16 protein-coding genes are annotated in these 17,948 nt (G+C 67.0%); 7 read left to right on the top strand and 9 right to left on the bottom strand.

What is annotated here, in order from left to right; genetic code table 11:
- Nucleotides 1-48: 48 nt before the first annotated feature.
- Nucleotides 49-1,611, top strand: a complete 1,563-nt coding sequence (gene purH / locus HB724_RS03495; protein ID WP_213979521.1) for a bifunctional phosphoribosylaminoimidazolecarboxamide formyltransferase/IMP cyclohydrolase — start codon at nucleotides 49-51, stop codon at nucleotides 1,609-1,611.
- Nucleotides 1,612-1,674: 63 nt separating this feature from the next.
- Here purH and HB724_RS03490 read toward each other — a convergent pair whose 3' ends face one another.
- The 5 genes from HB724_RS03490 to HB724_RS03470 all read right to left on the bottom strand — a co-directional run bounded on the left by HB724_RS03490 (nucleotide 1,675) and on the right by HB724_RS03470 (nucleotide 9,776).
- Entirely contained in the window at nucleotides 1,675-3,129 is a 1,455-nt protein-coding gene (locus HB724_RS03490; RefSeq protein WP_213979639.1) for a lipopolysaccharide biosynthesis protein, read from the bottom strand.
- Nucleotides 3,130-3,185: 56 nt separating this feature from the next.
- Nucleotides 3,186-5,942 (bottom strand): DNA polymerase I, encoded by a 2,757-nt coding sequence (gene polA / locus HB724_RS03485; protein WP_213979520.1) that lies wholly within the window; start codon nucleotides 5,940-5,942, stop codon nucleotides 3,186-3,188.
- 62 nt (nucleotides 5,943-6,004) lie between these two features.
- Nucleotides 6,005-7,117: a serine hydrolase gene (locus HB724_RS03480; protein ID WP_256731301.1), complete on the bottom strand. Its 1,113-nt coding sequence runs from the start codon at nucleotides 7,115-7,117 to the stop codon at nucleotides 6,005-6,007.
- A gap of 156 nt (nucleotides 7,118-7,273) precedes the next feature.
- On the bottom strand, nucleotides 7,274-8,860 hold the full coding sequence (gene nadB, locus HB724_RS03475; protein WP_213979519.1) for an L-aspartate oxidase: 1,587 nt from the start codon (nucleotides 8,858-8,860) through the stop codon (nucleotides 7,274-7,276).
- Entirely contained in the window at nucleotides 8,853-9,776 is a 924-nt protein-coding gene (locus HB724_RS03470) for an ABC transporter ATP-binding protein (protein WP_213979518.1), read from the bottom strand. The genes nadB and HB724_RS03470 overlap by 8 nt, the downstream gene beginning before the upstream one ends.
- Nucleotides 9,777-9,841: 65 nt before the next feature.
- Between HB724_RS03470 and HB724_RS03465 the strand changes: the two genes are divergently transcribed.
- From HB724_RS03465 to HB724_RS03440, 6 genes are all read left to right on the top strand, one after another.
- Nucleotides 9,842-10,072 carry a zinc-finger domain-containing protein gene (locus HB724_RS03465; protein ID WP_213979517.1) on the top strand — a complete coding sequence of 77 codons (231 nt, stop codon included), beginning with the start codon at nucleotides 9,842-9,844 and terminating at the stop codon, nucleotides 10,070-10,072.
- Nucleotides 10,073-10,126: 54 nt separating this feature from the next.
- Entirely contained in the window at nucleotides 10,127-11,554 is a 1,428-nt protein-coding gene (gene tldD, locus HB724_RS03460) for a metalloprotease TldD (RefSeq protein ID WP_213979516.1), read from the top strand.
- Nucleotides 11,551-12,480, top strand: coding sequence for a DUF5996 family protein (locus HB724_RS03455; protein ID WP_213979515.1), 930 nt, complete (start codon nucleotides 11,551-11,553; stop codon nucleotides 12,478-12,480). Before tldD ends, HB724_RS03455 begins: the two co-directional genes overlap by 4 nt.
- Nucleotides 12,480-12,683, top strand: coding sequence for a DUF2007 domain-containing protein (locus tag HB724_RS03450; RefSeq protein ID WP_213979514.1), 204 nt, complete (start codon nucleotides 12,480-12,482; stop codon nucleotides 12,681-12,683). Before HB724_RS03455 ends, HB724_RS03450 begins: the two co-directional genes overlap by 1 nt.
- A 145-nt stretch (nucleotides 12,684-12,828) precedes the next feature.
- Nucleotides 12,829-13,167 carry a P-II family nitrogen regulator gene (locus tag HB724_RS03445; RefSeq protein WP_187730401.1) on the top strand — a complete coding sequence of 113 codons (339 nt, stop codon included), beginning with the start codon at nucleotides 12,829-12,831 and terminating at the stop codon, nucleotides 13,165-13,167.
- Between the two features lie 14 nt (nucleotides 13,168-13,181).
- On the top strand, nucleotides 13,182-14,507 hold the full coding sequence (locus HB724_RS03440; protein WP_213979513.1) for an ammonium transporter: 1,326 nt from the start codon (nucleotides 13,182-13,184) through the stop codon (nucleotides 14,505-14,507).
- Nucleotides 14,508-14,635: 128 nt separating this feature from the next.
- On the opposite strand, the gene HB724_RS03435 is transcribed toward HB724_RS03440, so the two are convergent.
- The 4 genes from HB724_RS03435 to HB724_RS03420 are packed head-to-tail and all read right to left on the bottom strand — an operon-like array spanning nucleotide 14,636 to nucleotide 17,937.
- Nucleotides 14,636-16,216 (bottom strand): GMC family oxidoreductase N-terminal domain-containing protein, encoded by a 1,581-nt coding sequence (locus HB724_RS03435; protein ID WP_213979512.1) that lies wholly within the window; start codon nucleotides 16,214-16,216, stop codon nucleotides 14,636-14,638.
- The gene (locus tag HB724_RS03430) at nucleotides 16,150-17,112 is read right to left on the bottom strand and encodes a sterol desaturase family protein (RefSeq protein WP_213979511.1); all 963 of its coding nucleotides are present in this window, start codon (nucleotides 17,110-17,112) and stop codon (nucleotides 16,150-16,152) included. The genes HB724_RS03435 and HB724_RS03430 overlap by 67 nt, the downstream gene beginning before the upstream one ends.
- On the bottom strand, nucleotides 17,105-17,512 hold the full coding sequence (locus HB724_RS03425) for a hypothetical protein (protein ID WP_213979510.1): 408 nt from the start codon (nucleotides 17,510-17,512) through the stop codon (nucleotides 17,105-17,107). Before HB724_RS03425 ends, HB724_RS03430 begins: the two co-directional genes overlap by 8 nt.
- The gene (locus tag HB724_RS03420; protein WP_213979509.1) at nucleotides 17,509-17,937 is read right to left on the bottom strand and encodes a TIGR01244 family sulfur transferase; all 429 of its coding nucleotides are present in this window, start codon (nucleotides 17,935-17,937) and stop codon (nucleotides 17,509-17,511) included. Before HB724_RS03420 ends, HB724_RS03425 begins: the two co-directional genes overlap by 4 nt.
- Nucleotides 17,938-17,948 lie beyond the last annotated feature (11 nt).

The raw sequence follows: 17,948 nt of genomic DNA, 5'->3' as shown, positions 1-17,948 counted from the left end.
GAAATAAGGACTTGCCCGCGCGGTCCCGATTCGGGAGAGGGCACGCCCATGGACCAGGTCAAGATCACCCGCGCGCTTCTCTCCGTCTCCGACAAGACGGGCATCGTCGAACTCGGGACCGCGCTGGCGGCGCAGGGCGTCGAGCTCGTCTCCACCGGCGGCACCGCCACGGCGCTGCGCGCCGCCGGGCTGGAGGTGCGCGACATCTCCGATCTGACCGGTTTCCCGGAGATGATGGACGGGCGGGTCAAGACGCTGCATCCCAAGGTCCATGGCGGGCTGCTCGCGGTGCGTGGCAATGCCGAGCATCAGGCATCGATGGCCGAGCATGAAATCGCCCCGATCGATCTGGTGGTGGTGAACCTCTATCCCTTCGCCCAGACGGTGGCGCGCGGCGCCGATCGCGAGACGATCATCGAGAATATCGATATCGGCGGCCCGTCGATGGTGCGCTCCGCCGCGAAGAACCATGACTCGGTCGCGATCCTCACCGATCCGGCGGACTATCCGCTGGTTTCGGGCGGCAACACCACGCTCGACCAGCGCAGGAAGTTCGCGGCCAAGGCTTATGCCGCCACCGCCGCCTATGATGCGGCGATCGCGAGCTGGTTCGCCTTTGCCGATCAGGGCGAGACTTTCCCCGCTACACTGCCAGTCGCGCTCACCAAGGGGCCGGAGCTGCGCTATGGCGAGAATCCGCACCAGTCCGCCGCGCTCTATCTGCCGCAGACCGGCACGCGCGGCATCGCCCAGGCCGAGCAGGTCCAGGGCAAGGAACTGAGCTACAACAATTATAACGATGCCGATGCAGCGCTGGAGCTGGTCAGCGAATTCCGCGACGGACCGCCGACCGTGGTGATCGTCAAGCATGCCAATCCCTGCGGCGTCGCATCGGCGGACACGCTGCTGGAAGCGTACAAGGCGGCGCTAGCCTGTGACAGCGTCTCGGCGTTCGGCGGTATCATCGCGGTCAACCGTCCGCTCGATCGCGTGACGGCCGAGGCAATGACCGGCATCTTCACCGAAGTCGTCGCCGCGCCCGCCGCCGATGACGAGGCGCGCGCCGTGTTCGCCGCGAAGAAGAACCTCCGCCTGCTCATCACCGGCGAGCTGCCCGATCCGGCGCGGCCGGGGCTGATGTTCAAGTCGATCGCGGGCGGCATGCTCGTCCAGTCGCGCGACAATGGCCGGGTCGGCGAATTGAAGGTCGTCACCAAGCGCGCGCCGACCGAGCAGGAGCTGGCCGATTGCCGCTTCGCCTGGACGGTGGCCAAGCATGTCAAGTCGAACGCGATCGTCTATGCCAAGGACGGCAGCACGGCGGGCATCGGCGCGGGGCAGATGAACCGCCTGGAATCGGCGCGCATCGCCGCGTGGAAGGCTAGGGACGCGGCCGAAAAGGCCGGCTGGGCGACACCGCGCACGATCGGTTCGGCGGTGGCGTCGGATGCGTTCTTCCCCTTCGCCGACGGGCTGCTGGCGGCGGTCGAGGCGGGCGCGACCGCGGTGATCCAGCCGGGCGGTTCGATCCGCGACGACGAGGTGATCGCCGCCGCCGATGAGGCGGGCTTGGCGATGGTCTTCACCGGCATGCGCCACTTCCGCCACTAAAATCGTCATGGATCCCGGCCTTCGCCGGGATGACGAGCATATAGGACGCTCGCGCCCTATGCTTCAGGCGGCTTCCTCGATCGGAAGCGCCGCGTTCGCCGCCGGTATCTTCTTGAACAGCGATCGGTCCTCGGGGCCGAAGCCGAACCGGATGATGACGAACAGATAGGTCACCAGGATCGCCGGCATGCCGAGGCTCAGCTCGGCCCATTCGAACTGGTGCGGCAGCGACATGAATGCTGCGCCGACCAGACTGGAGACGGCGATCGCGGCGAAGAAGCTGGGGCGGATGCTCACCACCGGCGCGCCGAGGATGCGGCGGAGCAGCACCGCCTTCACGGCCGATCCGATCGTCAGCGACACTGCCAGCGCGAGCGCCGGCCCGGCCGCCTGGACCGGCACCGACCAGCCCTGGCCGCGCGCGATGACGATGAAGGCGAAGCTCAACGCGATCTGGAGCCCCAGCACGCAGATCGAGACCGCCAGATTGGTGTGCCGGGCGATATAGACCAGGGCGGTCTCGCAGACCGCCCCGGTGGAAGCGAGCACCTCGGCCACCAGCAGCACGCACAGCGCGCCCGATCCGACCACGAACTCGCGGCCGATCAGCCCCATCACGCCTTCGGCGGGGATCGAGAACATCACCGCGAGCGCGGCCTGCGCGCCGACGATCCAGAAGCCCACTTGGCGCACCTGCTTCGCCACTGCCTTCCTGTCGTTCACCGCCAGGCTTTGCGTCACCACCGGCGCCAGGATCGGATCGAAGCTGGTCTTCAGCCGCTGCGGCACCGACGCGACCTGCTGTGCCATATAATAGATGCCGACCACGGTCGGCGCGAACAGCAGGGCGAGGATGAAGCGATCGACGTTGCGTGTCGCCCATTCGATTGCGTCGGCACCGGCCAGCGGCGCGTTGCGCCGGGCCAGCGACCAGATCGACGAAGGGCGCGGCCGCCAGCCATGGGGCAGGCCATATTCCCTCACGAACGGCACGATCGACGCGATCAGCGCGGCGGTCATCGACAGGACATAGGCGAGCATCAGCCCGTCGCGCGCGGCGAGATAGGAAAAGGCCCAGGCGGCGATGCTGATCGTCCAGGGCTCGATGATCGCCCGCGCCGTCACCGCCGCGCCGATATTGTGGCGATAGGCGAGCGCGGCGAGCGCCACGTCGGAAGCGGCGGTGGCGAGCACCACCAGCGGCAGCAGCCGTTCGAACCCCATCACCTGGCTGTTGGGATACATGGCCTGGGGGAAGGCGATCAGCAGCGCGCTGGCGATTAACGATGCGATGAGCGCGACCACCATCGCGTCCCACACGACATGCGCGTGCGGCCGATCGGTCGAGGCGAGCGCCTGCGCCAGGCCGCGCTTGAGGCCCAATGTCGCGAGCAAGGCCGCGAACTCGATCACCAGCACCGCGATCGCATAGCGGCCGACGATGTCCGGGCCATAGACGCGCCCGGCGATGAACAGGAACGGCAGCCGCGCGGCGAGGCGCAGCATGAAGCCGAGCATGTTGGTGCGCCCGCCTTTGGCGAGGGCGTTGATGTCTTCCGTAGCGGCCGGCTGGCTCAATGCGCGGCGCCCCAGCTCGGTCCTACGCCGATCTCCACGCCCAGCGGCACGCTGAGCCGAATCGCAGGCTCGGCGGCACTTGCCATCACGCGCTCGATGATCGGCTTCGCGGCTTCGACGTCGCTTTCGGGCAGCTCGAAGACGAGCTCGTCGTGCACCTGCATCAGCATGCGGACGCTAGGCAGCCCGGCTTCGGCCAGCGCCGGACCCATCCGCGCCATCGCGCGCTTGATGATGTCGGCGCTGGTGCCCTGGATCGGCGCGTTGATCGCCGCGCGCTCGCTGCCGGCGCGCTCGTTGGGATTGGAGGATTTGAGGCGCGGGAAATGCGTCTTACGGCCGAACAGGGTGGTGGTGTAGCCCTTTTCCTTGGCGCTGCTCAGCGTGTCGGCGATGTAGCGGTTGATGCCGGGGAAGCGCTCGAAATAGCGGTTTATCATCGCCTGCGCCTCGTCGGGCGTCACGTCGAGCCGGCCCGCCAGCCCCCAGCGCGAGATGCCGTAGAGAATCGCGAAGTTGATCGTCTTGGCCCGCCCGCGCGTGTCGCGGTTGACCTCGCCGAACAGTTCCTGCGCGGTCATGTTGTGGATGTCGTCGCCCCGCGCGAAGGCGTCGCGCAGCGCGGGCACGTCGGCGATATGCGCGGCGAGGCGCAGCTCGATCTGCGAATAGTCGGCCGAGAGGATGACATTGCCCGGCTCGGCCACGAAGGCGTCGCGGATCTGGCGGCCGACCTCGGTGCGGATCGGGATGTTCTGGAGATTGGGGTCGGTGGACGAGAGCCGCCCGGTCTGCGCGCCGGTCAGCGAATAGCTGGTATGGACGCGGCCAGTCTCCGAGTTGATCTGCGCTTGCAGGGCATCGGTATAGGTGGACTTGAGCTTCGAGAGCTGGCGCCAGTCGAGCACCTTGAGCACCATCTCGCGGCCCGGAGAATCCTTGTCCGCCGCGATCCGTTCGAGCTCGTTGACGTCGGTCGAATAGACGCCGGACTTGCCCTTGCGGCCGCCCTTGATGCCCATCTTGTCGAACAGCACGTCGCCCAATTGCTTGGGGCTGCCGATGGTGAACTTGAACCCGGCGAGCGCGTGGATCTCTTCCTCCAGCGCGGCGATCTGTCCGGTGAACTCGCCCGACAGGCGCGACAGCACCTGCGCGTCGACCTTGACGCCGGCGCGTTCCATGCCCGCGATCACCGCCACCAGCGGCCGATCGACCATCTCGTAGACGCACGTCACGCTCTCATAGGCGAGTCGCGGCTTGAAGCGCTTCCACAGACGCAGCGTGACGTCGGCATCTTCGGCGGCGTAGCGGGTGGCGGCCTTGAGATCGACCTCCTGGAAGCCGAGCTGGCTCTTCCCGGTGCCGACCACGTCCTTATAGGCGATGCAGCTGTGCGAGAGATGGGTCGCGGCGAGCTCGTCCATGCCGTGGCCGTGCAGGCCGGCTTCGAGATCGAAGCTCATCACGATCGTATCGTCATAGGGCGCGACGTCGAGCCCCACGCGCCCGAGCACGATCATGTCGTATTTCAGATTGTGCCCGATCTTGAGCACCGCCGGATCCTCGAACAGGGGCTTCAGCCGGGAAAGGGCGGCGGCGCGGTCGATCTGGATCGGCTTTTCGGCGAACATGTCGGTGCCGCCATGGCCGATCGGAATATAGCATGCCTTGTTGGGCGACAAAGCCATGCTCACCCCGACCAGCTCGGCGCGAGTCGCATCGACGCCGGTGGTCTCGGTATCGATCGCCACCCAGCCCTGATGGCGGGCCTCGGCGATCCAGCGGTCGAGTGCGTCTTCGGTGACGACGGTTTCATAGGCGTCGTGATCGCAGGGCGGATCTTCCTCGACGCCCGGTGCTTCATGGATCTCGACCGGCGCATCGGCGACCGCCGAAAGCCGGGCGATCAGCGACTTGAAGCCGTGATGCTCGAGGAAGGCGCGCAGTGGCGCGTCGGGGATGCCCTGCAGTTCGAGTTGTTCGAGCGGATCGGGCAGTGGCACGTCGCTGGCGAGCTCGACCAGCTTGCGCGACAGCCGCGCCATCTCGGCATACTCGATCAGATTGTCACGCAGCCTGGACGGCTTCATCGACGGGGCGGCGGCGAGCACGCTTTCGACATCGCCATATTCCAGGATCAGCTTGGCTGCGGTCTTGGGGCCGACGCCCGGCACGCCGGGGACATTGTCGACGCTGTCGCCCATCAGCGCCAGCACCTCGCCGACCTTCTCGGGGCCGACCTGGAACTTCTCGATCACCTGCTCCCGCCCGATCCGGCGGTTGTTCATCGTGTCGAGCATGTCGAGGCTGCCGTCCTCGACCAATTGCATCAGATCCTTGTCGGAACTGACGATCGTCACCTGCCAGCCCTGCGCCAGCGCCGCCTTGGCATAGGAGGCGATCAGGTCGTCCGCCTCCCAGCCTTCCTCCTCGATGCAAGGCAGCGAGAAGGCGCGAGTAGCGTCGCGGATCATCGGGAACTGGGGGATCAGATCCTCGGGCGGCGGCGGCCGCTGCGCCTTGTATTTGTCGTAGAGTTCGTTGCGGAAGGTGTGGCTCGATTTGTCGAGGATCACCGCCATGTGGGTGGGGCCGTCGGCCTTGTGCAGCGCGTCGGCGAGCTTCCACAGCATCGTGGTGTAGCCATACACGGCGCCGACCGGCTCGCCATGCTTGTTGGTGAGCGGGGGCAGCCGGTGATAGGCGCGAAAGATATAGCCGGAGCCGTCGACGAGATAGAGATGGGGCATTGCCCGATCAGATAGCAGCGCCCGCGTTCAACCCCAAGCCGTGATCGGGGTGGAAATGCGGTTCAGGCGCCGTGCTGCGCGATGATCGCCTGGACGACGGACCACATCAGCCTCTGCCGCTCAGGGATCGGGCGCGGCGTGTCGCCGATCATCACCGCCAGCGCATAGGAGCGGCCATCGGGCGCGGTGAGGATGCCGACATCGTTATAGCCGGCGGTGCGGCCGAACAGATCCTGGCCGGTGCCCGTCTTGTGGCCGAACTGCCAGCCCGGCGGCACCGCGCCGCGCAGGCGTTGCTTGCCGGTGTGCGATGCCTGCATCGTCGAGATCAGCCAGGTGGTGGACGTGGGCGAAAGGAGCTCGCCGCGCTTCAGCCGCGCCAGCGCGCCCGCGATCGCCAGCGGCGCTGCGCCGTCGGGCGGATCGGCGACATAGGAATCGAACGCGGCGACGCGCACCGTCCGGGGAAGCTGCGCTCGCGCCACGGCGAAGCTGTTGCCCATCGAATATTGGGGCTTCCACTGGAGGCCCGCGGTGCCGGCCTGCAGCAGCTTCTCGCCGGGGCCGAAGCGGATCGGGCCGAGCGCGTTGCGGGCGATGAACGAGCGCACCGCCTCCGGCCCGCCGACCAGCCGCAGCAGCTTGTCGTTGCAGGTATTGTCGCTCATCGTCAGCGCGCGCTTCAATATCTCGCCGACGGTGCTCTGATAGCCCTGATCGCCCTTCACCAGCGACGCGACCGGCTGATGGAACAGCGTGAAATCGGCCTTGGTGATGACGAGCGGGTCGCTCAGATGGATGCGGCCCTGATCGACTGCGTCGAGCACGGTCATCGCCACCCAGAGCTTACTCACGCTCTGCTGCGGCAGTTTCCGGGCGCCGCCGGACGAGGCGATCCAGCCGGTATCGACGCTGGTCACTGCGACGCCGACCACGCCGTTGAAATTGCGGGTGATCGCGCTCAGCGACGACACCAGGCTCTCCGGCGCAGGCACCGCCGGATGCACCGGCGCGGCAGTCGCAGAGGGGATGGGCATCAGCACGCGATAATTGGGGGCGGGCAGATAGGCGGCGAGCTGGGGATTCTCATGCACCGCGCAACCGAGCAGCATCGCGGGGCCAAGCCCTGCGACGGTCAATGCCCGCTCGATGCTCGAGAAACCGAATTTGCTCAAACTTACAACCCCTTGCCCATATGGAACATGCGGTCTCCACCGGGCTCGGCAAAGTGCGCAGGTGCAGCAATGCGACGAGCCGACTCATCATAGCGACGAAGCGTGAACCTAGGAGAAACAAGCGCGCCGTAAATCCCGGGATTCCCCCGGGACGGATTACGGAACCAGGATCGTGTCCACCGCCACATCGAGCGTTTCGGGATAGTCGAGCGTATAGTGCAGCCCGCGGCTCTCCTTGCGGTGGAGCGCGGAGCGGACGATCAGATCGGCGGATTCGAGCAGGTTGCGCAGCTCGATCAGGTCGGGCGTCACGCGGAAATGGCCATAATAGTCGCCGATCTCGTCGCGCAGCACCTTGATGCGGTGCGCCGCGCGCTCGAGCCGCTTGGTGGTGCGGACGATGCCGACATAGTTCCACATGAAGCGGCGGATCTCGGTCCAGTTCTGCTTGATGACGACTTCCTCGTCCGAATCGGCCACGCGGCTCTCGTCCCAGGGGCGGATCGCCGGCGGGGGCGCGAAATCGCTCCAATTGGCGGCGATGTGGCGTGCCGCCGCCTCGCCGAATACGAAGCACTCCAGCAGGCTGTTGGAGGCGAGACGATTGGCGCCGTGCAGGCCCGACTGGCTGACTTCGCCCGCCGCATAGAGATTGGGTAGATCGGTGCGCCCGTCGCGATCGATCACCACGCCGCCGCAGGTATAATGCTGGGCGGGGACGACGGGGATCGGCTCCTTGGTCATGTCGATATCGAGATCGAGCAACCGGGCATGGATCGTCGGGAAGTGATGCTTCACGAACTCGGCGCCCATCTGGCTGATGTCGAGATGGACGTAATCGAGGCCGAGCCGCTTGATCTCATGGTCGATCGCGCGGGCGACGATGTCGCGCGGCGCCAGCTCGGCGCGGGGGTCGAAGTCCGGCATGAAGCGATAGCCGGAGCCGGGGATCTTCAGATGCCCGCCTTCGCCGCGCACCGCCTCGGTGATGAGGAAGTTCTTGACGTCGAGATTGTAGAGGCAGGTCGGGTGGAACTGCATCATCTCCATGTTGGAGATGCGGCATCCCGCGCGCCACGCCATGGCGATGCCGTCGCCGGTCGCGCCGCGCGGCGCGGTCGAGAAGAGATAGGTGCGCCCCGCACCACCGGTCGCCAGCACGGTCGCGCGGGCTGTGAACAGCGCGACGCGGCCGGTGGCGCGATTGAAGGCATAGACGCCCCACACTTCGCCCGCGCCCGAATAGCGGATCTCGTGCCGGCTGGTCGCAAGGTCGATCACGACCAGATCGGGGACCAGCGTGATGTTGGGATGCGCGCGCGCGGCCTTGAGCAGCGCCTCCTGCACCGCCCAGCCGGTCGCGTCGTCGACATGGACGATGCGGCGATGGCTGTGCCCGCCCTCGCGCGTCAGGTGCAGCGTGTTGCCTTCGGTGTTGAACGGCACGCCGAGCTTGGCCAGCCGCGCGATCGCGGCGGGGGCGTTCTCCACCACCATCTCGACGGTGGCGCGGTCGTTGAGCCCCGCGCCGGCGATCATCGTGTCCTCGATATGGCTCTCGAACGTGTCGCCGGGCTCCAGCACCGCGGCGATCCCGCCCTGTGCCCAGGCGGTGGAGCCTTCGTTGAGCGCCCCCTTGGCGAGCACGGTGACCTTGAACCGCTCGGCCAGGTTCAGCGCCGCGGTGAGCCCCGCCGCACCCGAGCCGATGACAAGGATATCGCTGCTGTGCGCCTCAGCCATTCGTCGCTCGCGTCAGATTGAGGAACACGTCCTCCAGATCCGCCTCGCGGGTGGAGACGTCGACGATGCCATAGCCGCCGCCCTGGACCGCGCCCAGCACCTCGCCGGCATTCGCCTGGTCCTTGCGATAGGTGATGACCAGCGTTCGCTCGCCCTTCACTTCGATCTTCTGGAAACAGGCATTGTCCGGCGTCGCGCCCAGGTCGCGATCGACGGTAACCTCGACCACCTTTTCCTGCGCCATGCCGACCAGCTCGCGCGTCGGCTTGTTGGCGATCAGCGTGCCGTGGTTGATGATCGCGATCCGGTCGCAAAGCTGCTCGGCCTCTTCGAGATAATGGGTGGTGAGCACCACCGTCACGCCGCGTGCGTTCAATTGCTTCACATAGGCCCAGAGCTGCTGGCGCAGCTCCACGTCCACGCCCGCGGTCGGCTCGTCGAGCACCAGCACCGGCGGCGAATGGACCATCGCCTTGGCGACCATCAGCCGCCGTTTCATGCCGCCCGAAAGCGTGCGCGAATAGGCATCGGCCTTGTCCTCCAGATGGACGGCGCGCAGCAGCGCCATCACATCGGCCTTCTCCTTCGAGACGCCGTAGAGCCCCGCCTGGATCTCCAGCGTCTCCTTCGGCGTGAAGAAGGGATCGAACAATATCTCCTGGTTGACGATGCCGATGCTCGCCTTGGCGTTGCGCGGATGCTGGTCGATGTCGAAGCCCCAGATCGTCGCGCGCCCGCCGGTCTTGTTGACCAGCCCCGCCAGAATGTTGATGAGCGTCGACTTGCCCGCGCCATTGGGGCCGAGCAGCCCGAATATCTGGCCGCGCGGCACGTCGAAGGTCACGCCGTCGAGCGCCCGCTTGCCGCCCTGATAGGTCTTGCAAAGACCGTCGATCTCGATTGCCGCCTGGGTCATGCCGCTCGCATAGGACTGCGCGCGGACGATTGCGAGCCCCCTCCGCCTTTGCTAACCGCAGGGGCATGAGCCACCCGCCCGAAATCATCCGCACCACCCATGCCCGAGTCGCCTGCGACGGGACCGGTCCCGGCCTGCCCGCCGCGCTGGGCCATCCGCGCGTGTTCCTGCAGATCGACGAGCATGGCTATGTCGATTGCGGCTATTGCGACCGGCGCTTCATCCTGATCGGCGGCCCGGCGGACGGCGCTGACCAGAGCGCGCTTCCCGACATCGCGTCCGGCGCGAGCCGGTAAGCGCAACAGGAACGCCCGGCTGGCGCCAGCATTTAAGGCGCCTATATCTGGGGGATGAGTATTCCTTCCGATCCCCGCGCGTTCCTCTATCGCGACAGCCTAGATCCCGACACGGCCGCGAAGCTGACCGCCGAGGCGCTCGGCAAGGCCGAGGATGGCGAACTCTACCTTCAGTATCGCAAGACCGAGGCGTTCGGCTTCGACGACGGCCGGCTGAAGACCGCGTCGTTCGACACGCAATCGGGCTTCGGCCTGCGCGCCGTCTCGGGCGAGACCACCGCCTTCGCCCATGCCAATGAGATCAGCCCGGAAGCGATTCGCCGCGCCGCGGAGACGATGGCGCTGATCGATCCCGCCAAGGGCCCCAAGGCCGCGCCGCCGCGCCGGAACAACCGCCATCTCTATACCGATGCCGATCCGCTCGATCTGGTGCCCTTCGCCGACAAGGTGAACCTGTGCCAGTCGATCGATGCCACGGCGCGGGCGCGCGATCCGCGCGTCGTGCAGGTATCGGTGTCGCTCACCGGGCAGTGGAGCGTGGTCGAGATCGTCCGGCCGGACGGCTTCGTCGCCACCGATGTCCGCCCGCTCGTCCGGCTCAACGTTTCGATCGTGGTCGAGCAGAACGGTCGGCGCGAGACCGGCAGCTTCGGGCTGGGCGGCCGCACCCTCTACGACAATCTCTTCCTGCCCGAGACCTGGAACCGCGCGATCGACCAGGCGCTGGCCCAGGCGCTGGTCAATCTCGATGCCGAGGATGCGCCCGCCGGCGACATGACCGTGCTGTGCGGCCCCGGCTGGCCGGGCGTGCTGCTCCACGAGGCGGTCGGCCACGGGCTGGAAGGCGACTTCAACCGCAAGGGCACCAGTGCCTTTTCGGGCCGGATCGGCGAGCGGGTCGCGGCGCCGGGCGTGACGGTGGTGGACGACGGATCGCTCGATGCGCGCCGCGGCTCGCTGTCGATCGACGACGAAGGCACGCCGACCCAGGAGAATATCCTGATCGAGGACGGCGTGCTCAAGGGCTATATCCAGGACCGGCTCAATGCCCGGCTGATGGGCGTCGCGCCCACCGGCAACGGGCGGCGCGAGAGCTTCCAGCACGCGCCGATGCCGCGGATGACCAACACTTTCATGCGCGGCGGCAATGACGATCCCGCCGAGCTGATGAGCCGGGTGAAGAAGGGCATCTATGCCAGGAGCTTCGGCGGCGGGCAGGTCGACATCGTCTCGGGCAAGTTCGTCTTCTCCTGCACCGAGGCCTATCGCATCGAGAACGGCAAGCTCGGCCGCCCGATCAAGGGCGCCACGCTGATCGGCGACGGGCCGACCGTGCTCCATAAGGTGGCCGGCATCGGCAACGATTTTGCGCTCGACGAGGGCGTCGGCATGTGCGGCAAGGGCGGGCAGTCGGTGCCCGCCGGAGTCGGCCAGCCGACCCTGCTGGTCGAGGGGCTGACGGTGGGCGGCACCGCGGCGTGAGTGGGGACTGGCCCGAACTCGATTGGGCCGCCTGGCGCGGGACGGCGCAGCATCTCCATTTGATGACGCAGGTCGCGGGCAAGATCCGCCTCGCCGGCACGCCCTGGCTCAACCATAGCTGGCATGTGGTGCTCTATCCCACGGCGCGCGGACTGACGACCGGGCCGATCCCGTTTCCGGACGCGACGCTCCAGCTCGATTTCGATCTGGTCTCCAGCCACCTGACGCTGGCGACGGGCGAGGCGATCGAGCAGATCGATCTTGCCCCCGGCAGCATCGCCGACTTCTACGCCGCAGTGATGGCGGCGCTCGACCGGCTCGGCGTTTCCGTCAGCATCGTGACGAAGCCGAGCGAATTGCCCGATGCCGCGCCCTTTCCCGAAGACACCGCGCACCGCCCCTATGACGCCGATGCCGCCCGCCGCTTCCACCGCGCGCTGCTCTCGGCCGAGCGTGTCTTCCAGAAATTCCGCACCGGCTTTCTCGGCAAGGCGAGCCCGGTCCATTTCTTCTGGGGCAGCTTCGATCTCGCGGCGACGCGCTTCTCGGGCCGCAGCGCGCCCAGGCATCCCGGCGGCTTTCCCGGTTTGCCCGACGACGTGACCTGCGAAGCCTATAGCCATGAGGAAGCCAGCGCCGGTTTCTGGCCGGGCACCGATGCGTTCCCCAGGGCGGCCTTCTACGCTTATACCTATCCTGCCCTGGACGGGTACGGCGATGCCGCGATCCCGGCGCCGGCCTATTGGGAGAGCGCCATGGGCGAGTTCATCCTCGACTATGACGATGTCCGCGCCGCGCCCGATCCTGAGGCGATGCTGCTCGGCTTCCTCCAGGCGACCTATGCCGCCGCCGCCGATCTGGGGAATTGGGATCGCGCCGCCCTGGAATGCGCGCCCGGCGTGCCCCGCCGACCGAGGCAGGTCTGATGGCATTGGTCGAGCTCGGCCGGTTCGATCGGCAGGAAGCCTATATCGTCCAGAGCCGGCTCGAGGCGGAGGGCATTCCCTCCTTCGTGTTCGATGCCGGCACCAGCATCGCCGACGGCAGCTATTTCCTGATCCCGGTGCGCGTCATGGTCGATGACGAGGATTATGCGCCCGCCCGCAAATTGATCGAGAACCCTGCCTGATTTTTGGGCAACGTTTCGCATCTGCACAAAAATTCACGTTTCGGTAATATTTGATTGCGCGAAAAGCCGCGGAATCGTGGGCTTCCTGCTGCTGGCACGACCCTTGCTGAGTTGATCTCCGGGACAACCGCCAAGAGGGGGCGAAATGAAACTCATCATCGCCATCATAAAACCGTTCAAGCTGGATGAGGTCCGCGAAGCGCTGACCGCGGTCGGCGTGGCCGGCATGACCGTTACCGAGGTGAAGGGGTTCGGCCGGCAGAAGGGCCAGACCGAGATTTATCGCGGCGCCGAGTACAGCACCAACATGGTGCCGAAGATCAAGATCGAGGTGGCCTGCGGCAGCGACGTCGCGGATCGCGTCGTCGAGGCGATCCAGGCAGCGGCGAGCACCGGGGCGATCGGCGACGGCAAGATCTTCGTCCTCGATCTGGGTCAGGCGGTGCGCATCCGCACCGGCGAGACCGACGAAACCGCGCTGTGATGAAGGGGGTCACGATGAACAAGGCAATGAAATTCGCAGGCGCAGCGGCGATCGCCGGCCTGTTCGTGGCGGTGCCCGCGCTCGCGCAGGGCGCCACGCCGCCGCCGACGGTCAACAAGGGCGATACCGCCTGGATGATGACCTCGACCGTGCTGGTGCTGATGATGATCCTGCCGGGCCTGGCGCTGTTCTACGGCGGCCTTACCCGCGCGAAGAACATGCTTTCCACCATGACCCAGATCGGGGCCGTCGCCTGCCTGGCGATGCTGGTGTGGGTGGCGTGGGGCTATACGATGGCGTTCGGTGACGGCGGCAACGCCGTCATCTCGGGCTTCGGCAAGCTCTTCCTCAAGGGCGTCACGCCCGATTCGACGGCGGCGACCTTCACCGCGGGCGTCGCCATCCCCGAATATGTCTTCATCTGCTTCCAGATGACCTTCGCCGCGATCACCGTGGCGCTGGTGTTGGGATCGGTGGTGGAGCGCATGAAGTTCTCCGCCGTGCTGGTGTTTGCGCTGATCTGGCTGACGATCGTCTATTTCCCGATCGCGCACATGGTCTGGGCGTCGAACGGCTATTTCTTCGGCCTGGGCGCGCTGGATTTCGCCGGCGGCACGGTCGTCCACATCAATGCGGGCGTCTCCGCGCTGGTGGCCGCGCTGATCCTGGGCAAGCGCGTCGGCTATCCCAAGGAGCCGATGCCGCCGCACAGCCTGACGCTCACCGGCGTCGGCACCGGGCTGCTGTGGGTGGGCTGGTTCGGCTTCAACGCCGGCTCGGCGCTGGAAGCGAACGGCTCGGCCGCGCTCGCCATGATGAACACCTTCGTCGCCACGGCTTCGGCCGGCCTGTTCTGGATGCTCGCCGAGCGGCTTGCGGGCCACAAGGCATCGGCGCTGGGCTTCTGCTCCGGCATCATCGCCGGACTGGTGGCGGTCACCCCGGCGGCCGGCAATTCGGGTCCGTTCGGTGCGATCGTGCTGGGCGCCGTCGCCTCGATCATCTGCTTCATCGCGGTCAGCAAGCTGAAGCCGGCGCTGGGCTATGACGATGCGCTCGACGCCTTCGGCGTGCACGGCATCGGCGGCATGATCGGCGCCATCGGCACCGGCATCGTCTATGCCCCCGGCTTGGGCGGCCCGGGCAAGCCCGATTACGACATGGGGCACCAGCTCATCGTCCAGATCGAGGCCGTCGCGGCGACGATCGTCTGGGCGGCGATCGGCACCGCCATCGCGATCTTCATCGCCAAGCTGGTCACCGGCCTCCGGGTCAGTGCCGAAGTCGAGCAGGAAGGCCTCGATATCGGCGAGCATGGTGAGCGTGCCTACAATTATTGACGAATTCGGGCGCCGCGCCCGCCTCTCCTGAGCGCGGCGCCCACACGATGTTCCTCCTGCGGACGACTGGGCCGGTGGTTTCGACCACCGGCCCATTTTTTATCCGAGAACAGGCCGGGAAAAGTATTTCAGCCCAGATCCTCGCGCACGAACGCCGCGCAGCGCTCGCCGATCAGGATGCTGGGCGCATTGGTGTTGCCACCGATCAGGCGGGGCATCACCGAGGCGTCGGCAAGGTAGAGCCCATCCACGCCGCGCACCCGGAGCCGGGGATCGCATACCGCCTCCGCATCGCCGCCCATCCGCGCGGTGCCGACCGGATGATAGACGGTGTCGGCGCGGTTGCGGATCATTGTCTCCAGCGCTTCCTCGTCTCGCAGGTCGACCGGCCAGCGATCGCGGCCCTCGAACTTCGCGAGCGGCGGCGCTTCCAGGATCCGGTACATCGCCCGCACTCCGCGCTTGAGCGTCTCCATATCGGCCGGCGCGGTCAGGAAGGCGGGGTCGATCAGCGGCGCGTCGTCCGAGCGAGGCGATTGCAGCCGGACGGTGCCCCGGCTCCGGGGCCGGAGCACACAGGCATGGCAACTGAAACCATGGCCCTTCAGCACGGTGCGGCCGTGATCCTCGACCACCGCGATCAGGAAATGGAGCTGCACATCGGGGCGCGGATCGGCGGGATCGGTGCGCAGGAATCCGCCCGCCTCGGCATAGGGCGTCGTCATCCCGCCCTTTCGCGTGAGCAGCCAGCGCAGCAGCGCGCCCGTCGACTTGAGCGATCCCAGCGCCGATCGACCGACGAAGAAGCTGCCTCCGGTCTCGAAGCTCGCGACGTAATCGATATGATCCTGGAGATCGGCGCCCACAGCGGGTCGGTCGACCCGCACCTCCAGGCCCATCTCCTTCAGATGCACGGCCGGGCCGATGCCCGAGAGCATCAGCAATTGCGGTGTCTGGAAGGCCCCGGCAGCCAGCACCACCGCGCGTCGCGCCCGGATCTCGCGCGCCTCGCCACCGCGGCGATAGGCGACGCCCGAGGCACGGCCATCGGTGAACAGGATGCGATCGACCATGGCATTGCAGAGGATTTCGAGATTGGGCTGGTTCCCGGCGAGAAAGGCGCGGGCCGCGCTCCAGCGCTCGCCGTCCTTCTGTGTCACCTGATAGAGGCCGACGCCCTCCTGCCGGGCGCCGTTGAAGTCGGGGTTGACCGGAATCTGGAGCGATGCCGCCGCGTCGAGGAAAGCCTTGCTGCCGGGATGCGCGTAGAGCTGGTCGCTCACCCAGAGCGGGCCGGCATCGCCGTGAAACGCATCGGCGCCGCGCGTGTTGTGCTCGACGGTCCTGAACCAGGGGAACACATCGTCCCAGCCCCAGCCGGCGCAGCCCAGATCGCGCCACTGGTCGTAATCGGCCGGAAGCCCGCGGATATAGAGCATCGCGTTGATCGCGCTCGATCCGCCCAGCCCGCGCCCGCGCGGCTGATAGCCGCGCCGGCCGTTCAGCCCGGGCTGCGGCACCGTCTCGAATGCCCAATTGGTCTCCGGTCCCTGGAACGGCATCATGCCCGGCATGATCGTCTTGAGCCCGGTGTTGCGCCCGCCCGCCTCCAGCACAGCGACCGAATAGCGGCCTCCCTCGCTCAGGCGGCCTGCGGCGGCGCTCCCTCCGGACCCTCCGCCGATGACGACGATATCGGCTTCCTCCACGCGGACCTCCCCTGTTCGCGCGCCTGCCAGCGCGTCCTTATCGTCTCGGACGTGTCGCGGCTGCCGTCGTGGCTCCAGCCCGGCGGCGCGGCCATGTAGAGCCATCGCGCCTTCCAGCTTGGCGCGTGCCACACGTCCTTCGCGATCCCGATCCACTCATGCGTGGCGGCCCACAGCAGGTTGAAGCTGCCCAGATCCTTGACGATGCCGTAGCGCGGCCGATCACCGTCGCGTTCGGGCTCGAAGCTGCCGAACCACTTGTCCCAGACGATGAAGACGCCGGCATAATTCCGGTCGAGATAGCGCGGGTTGGTCGCGTGGTGGACGCGGTGGTGCGAGGGCGTGTTCATCACCGCTTCGAACCAGCGCGGCATCCGGTCGATCACCTCGGTATGGATCCAGAACTGGTAGATCAGGTTGATCCCCCCGACAAAGAAGACCATCGCTGGCGGAAAGCCGATCAGGAACAACGGGATACGGAAAAGGAAGGAAAGGCTGATGAAGCCCGTCCAGGTCTGCCGGAGCGCCGTCGACAGGTTATAATGCTGGCTCGAATGGTGGATGACATGGCTCGCCCAGAACCAGCGGACGCGGTGCGCCGAGCGATGGAATGCGTAATAGGCCAGGTCGTCGATCACGAAGGCGAGGACGAACCAGTACCAGGCATAGGAAATGTCGAAGAGGCGGAACTGCCACAGCCACATCGCCATGGCATAGACCGCGCCGCCGGTGATGAGGCCGGCGATCGTGCTGCCCAATCCCAGCGCCAGCGAGGTCAGCGTGTCGCGCGGGCAATAGCGCCGGCGGTCCCTTGCCCATGCGACGACCATCTCGGCCAGCACCAGCAGCACGAAGGCCGGTATGGCGAAATCGACGGGATCGGGCAGGCTATCCATCCGGCACGGCGCTTCCTAACAATGATGTAAGTAAGCGCGCTTCTTCCGCCGATGCAAGGGTGATGACGAAGGGCTTGAGCAGCCGCTCGCCGCTGGCGATGACGACCACGGTGCCGCTGGCATCGACTTGCGCGGGGCGGGGCAGCCGCCGCGCGATGAAGCGCGCGCCGTGGCGCCGCACCAGCGCATGGTCGCCCCGCTTTCCCGTCACTACCGCGCTCTGGCCGTCGATATCGAGCCAGGCCCGATCCGCCTCGAAGTCCGCGAAGGTCGCCTCCGCGATTTCGCGGGCCTCGCTTTCGCTCGCCAGCCGCGCGCCGCCGAGCCGGAGGAACCGGGCCGCCAGCGCCAGCAGGAGGATTGCCGCCAGCGACCCGCCGAGCAGCGCGAGCTGGTTCATTTGCCCGCGGAAAGCGTTTCGAGCAGCGGGCGGATGCCCGAAATGTCATAGCCCGCGCCGGCCGCCTTCTCGATCAGTTCGTCGGGTGTGCCGCCGGTATGCGCCGCCGCCAGCGCCCACAAATTGCACGAGCGCGTCCCCGATCGGCAAAAGGCGAGCACCGGGCCGTTCGCCTCGGCCAGCGCCTTGGCCATCGCCTCGACCTGCGGGCCCGAAAAGCCGCCGGGCGTGACGGGAATAGCGGCATAGCCGAGCCCGGCCGCCGCCGCCGCCCGGGCGATCGTCTCGCCCGAAGGCTGGCCGGGTTCCTCCTCGTCGGGGCGATTGTTGATGACATAGGCGAAGCCCGCCGCGGCGAGCGCGGGGATATCCTCGGGCGAAATCTGGGGGGCGACCGAAATCCGGTCGTCGATGGTCCTCGGCATGGGCATCCTCC

Origin of the sequence: Sphingomonas sp. dw_22, from assembly GCF_018449795.1 — a bacterium.
Taxonomy (GTDB): domain Bacteria; phylum Pseudomonadota; class Alphaproteobacteria; order Sphingomonadales; family Sphingomonadaceae; genus Sphingomonas.
This window is presented reverse-complemented; position numbering and strand designations above follow the sequence as displayed.

Excerpts from the sequence above, each read along its gene's own strand:
- HB724_RS03425 (WP_213979510.1), bottom strand. The coding sequence starts at position 17,512 with ATGAACCAGCTCGCGCTGCTCGGCGGGTCGCTGGCGGCAATCCTCCTG.
- HB724_RS03440 (WP_213979513.1), top strand. The coding sequence starts at position 13,182 with ATGAACAAGGCAATGAAATTCGCAGGCGCAGCGGCGATCGCCGGCCTG.
- HB724_RS03470 (WP_213979518.1), bottom strand. The coding sequence starts at position 9,776 with ATGACCCAGGCGGCAATCGAGATCGACGGTCTTTGCAAGACCTATCAG.
- HB724_RS03420 (WP_213979509.1), bottom strand. The coding sequence starts at position 17,937 with ATGCCGAGGACCATCGACGACCGGATTTCGGTCGCCCCCCAGATTTCG.
- HB724_RS03450 (WP_213979514.1), top strand. The coding sequence starts at position 12,480 with ATGGCATTGGTCGAGCTCGGCCGGTTCGATCGGCAGGAAGCCTATATC.
- nadB (WP_213979519.1), bottom strand. The coding sequence starts at position 8,860 with ATGGCTGAGGCGCACAGCAGCGATATCCTTGTCATCGGCTCGGGTGCG.
- polA (WP_213979520.1), bottom strand. The coding sequence starts at position 5,942 with ATGCCCCATCTCTATCTCGTCGACGGCTCCGGCTATATCTTTCGCGCC.
- HB724_RS03445 (WP_187730401.1), top strand. The coding sequence starts at position 12,829 with ATGAAACTCATCATCGCCATCATAAAACCGTTCAAGCTGGATGAGGTC.
- HB724_RS03465 (WP_213979517.1), top strand. The coding sequence starts at position 9,842 with ATGAGCCACCCGCCCGAAATCATCCGCACCACCCATGCCCGAGTCGCC.
- HB724_RS03430 (WP_213979511.1), bottom strand. The coding sequence starts at position 17,112 with ATGGATAGCCTGCCCGATCCCGTCGATTTCGCCATACCGGCCTTCGTG.
- HB724_RS03490 (WP_213979639.1), bottom strand. The coding sequence starts at position 3,129 with ATGCTCGGCTTCATGCTGCGCCTCGCCGCGCGGCTGCCGTTCCTGTTC.
- purH (WP_213979521.1), top strand. The coding sequence starts at position 49 with ATGGACCAGGTCAAGATCACCCGCGCGCTTCTCTCCGTCTCCGACAAG.
- tldD (WP_213979516.1), top strand. The coding sequence starts at position 10,127 with ATGAGTATTCCTTCCGATCCCCGCGCGTTCCTCTATCGCGACAGCCTA.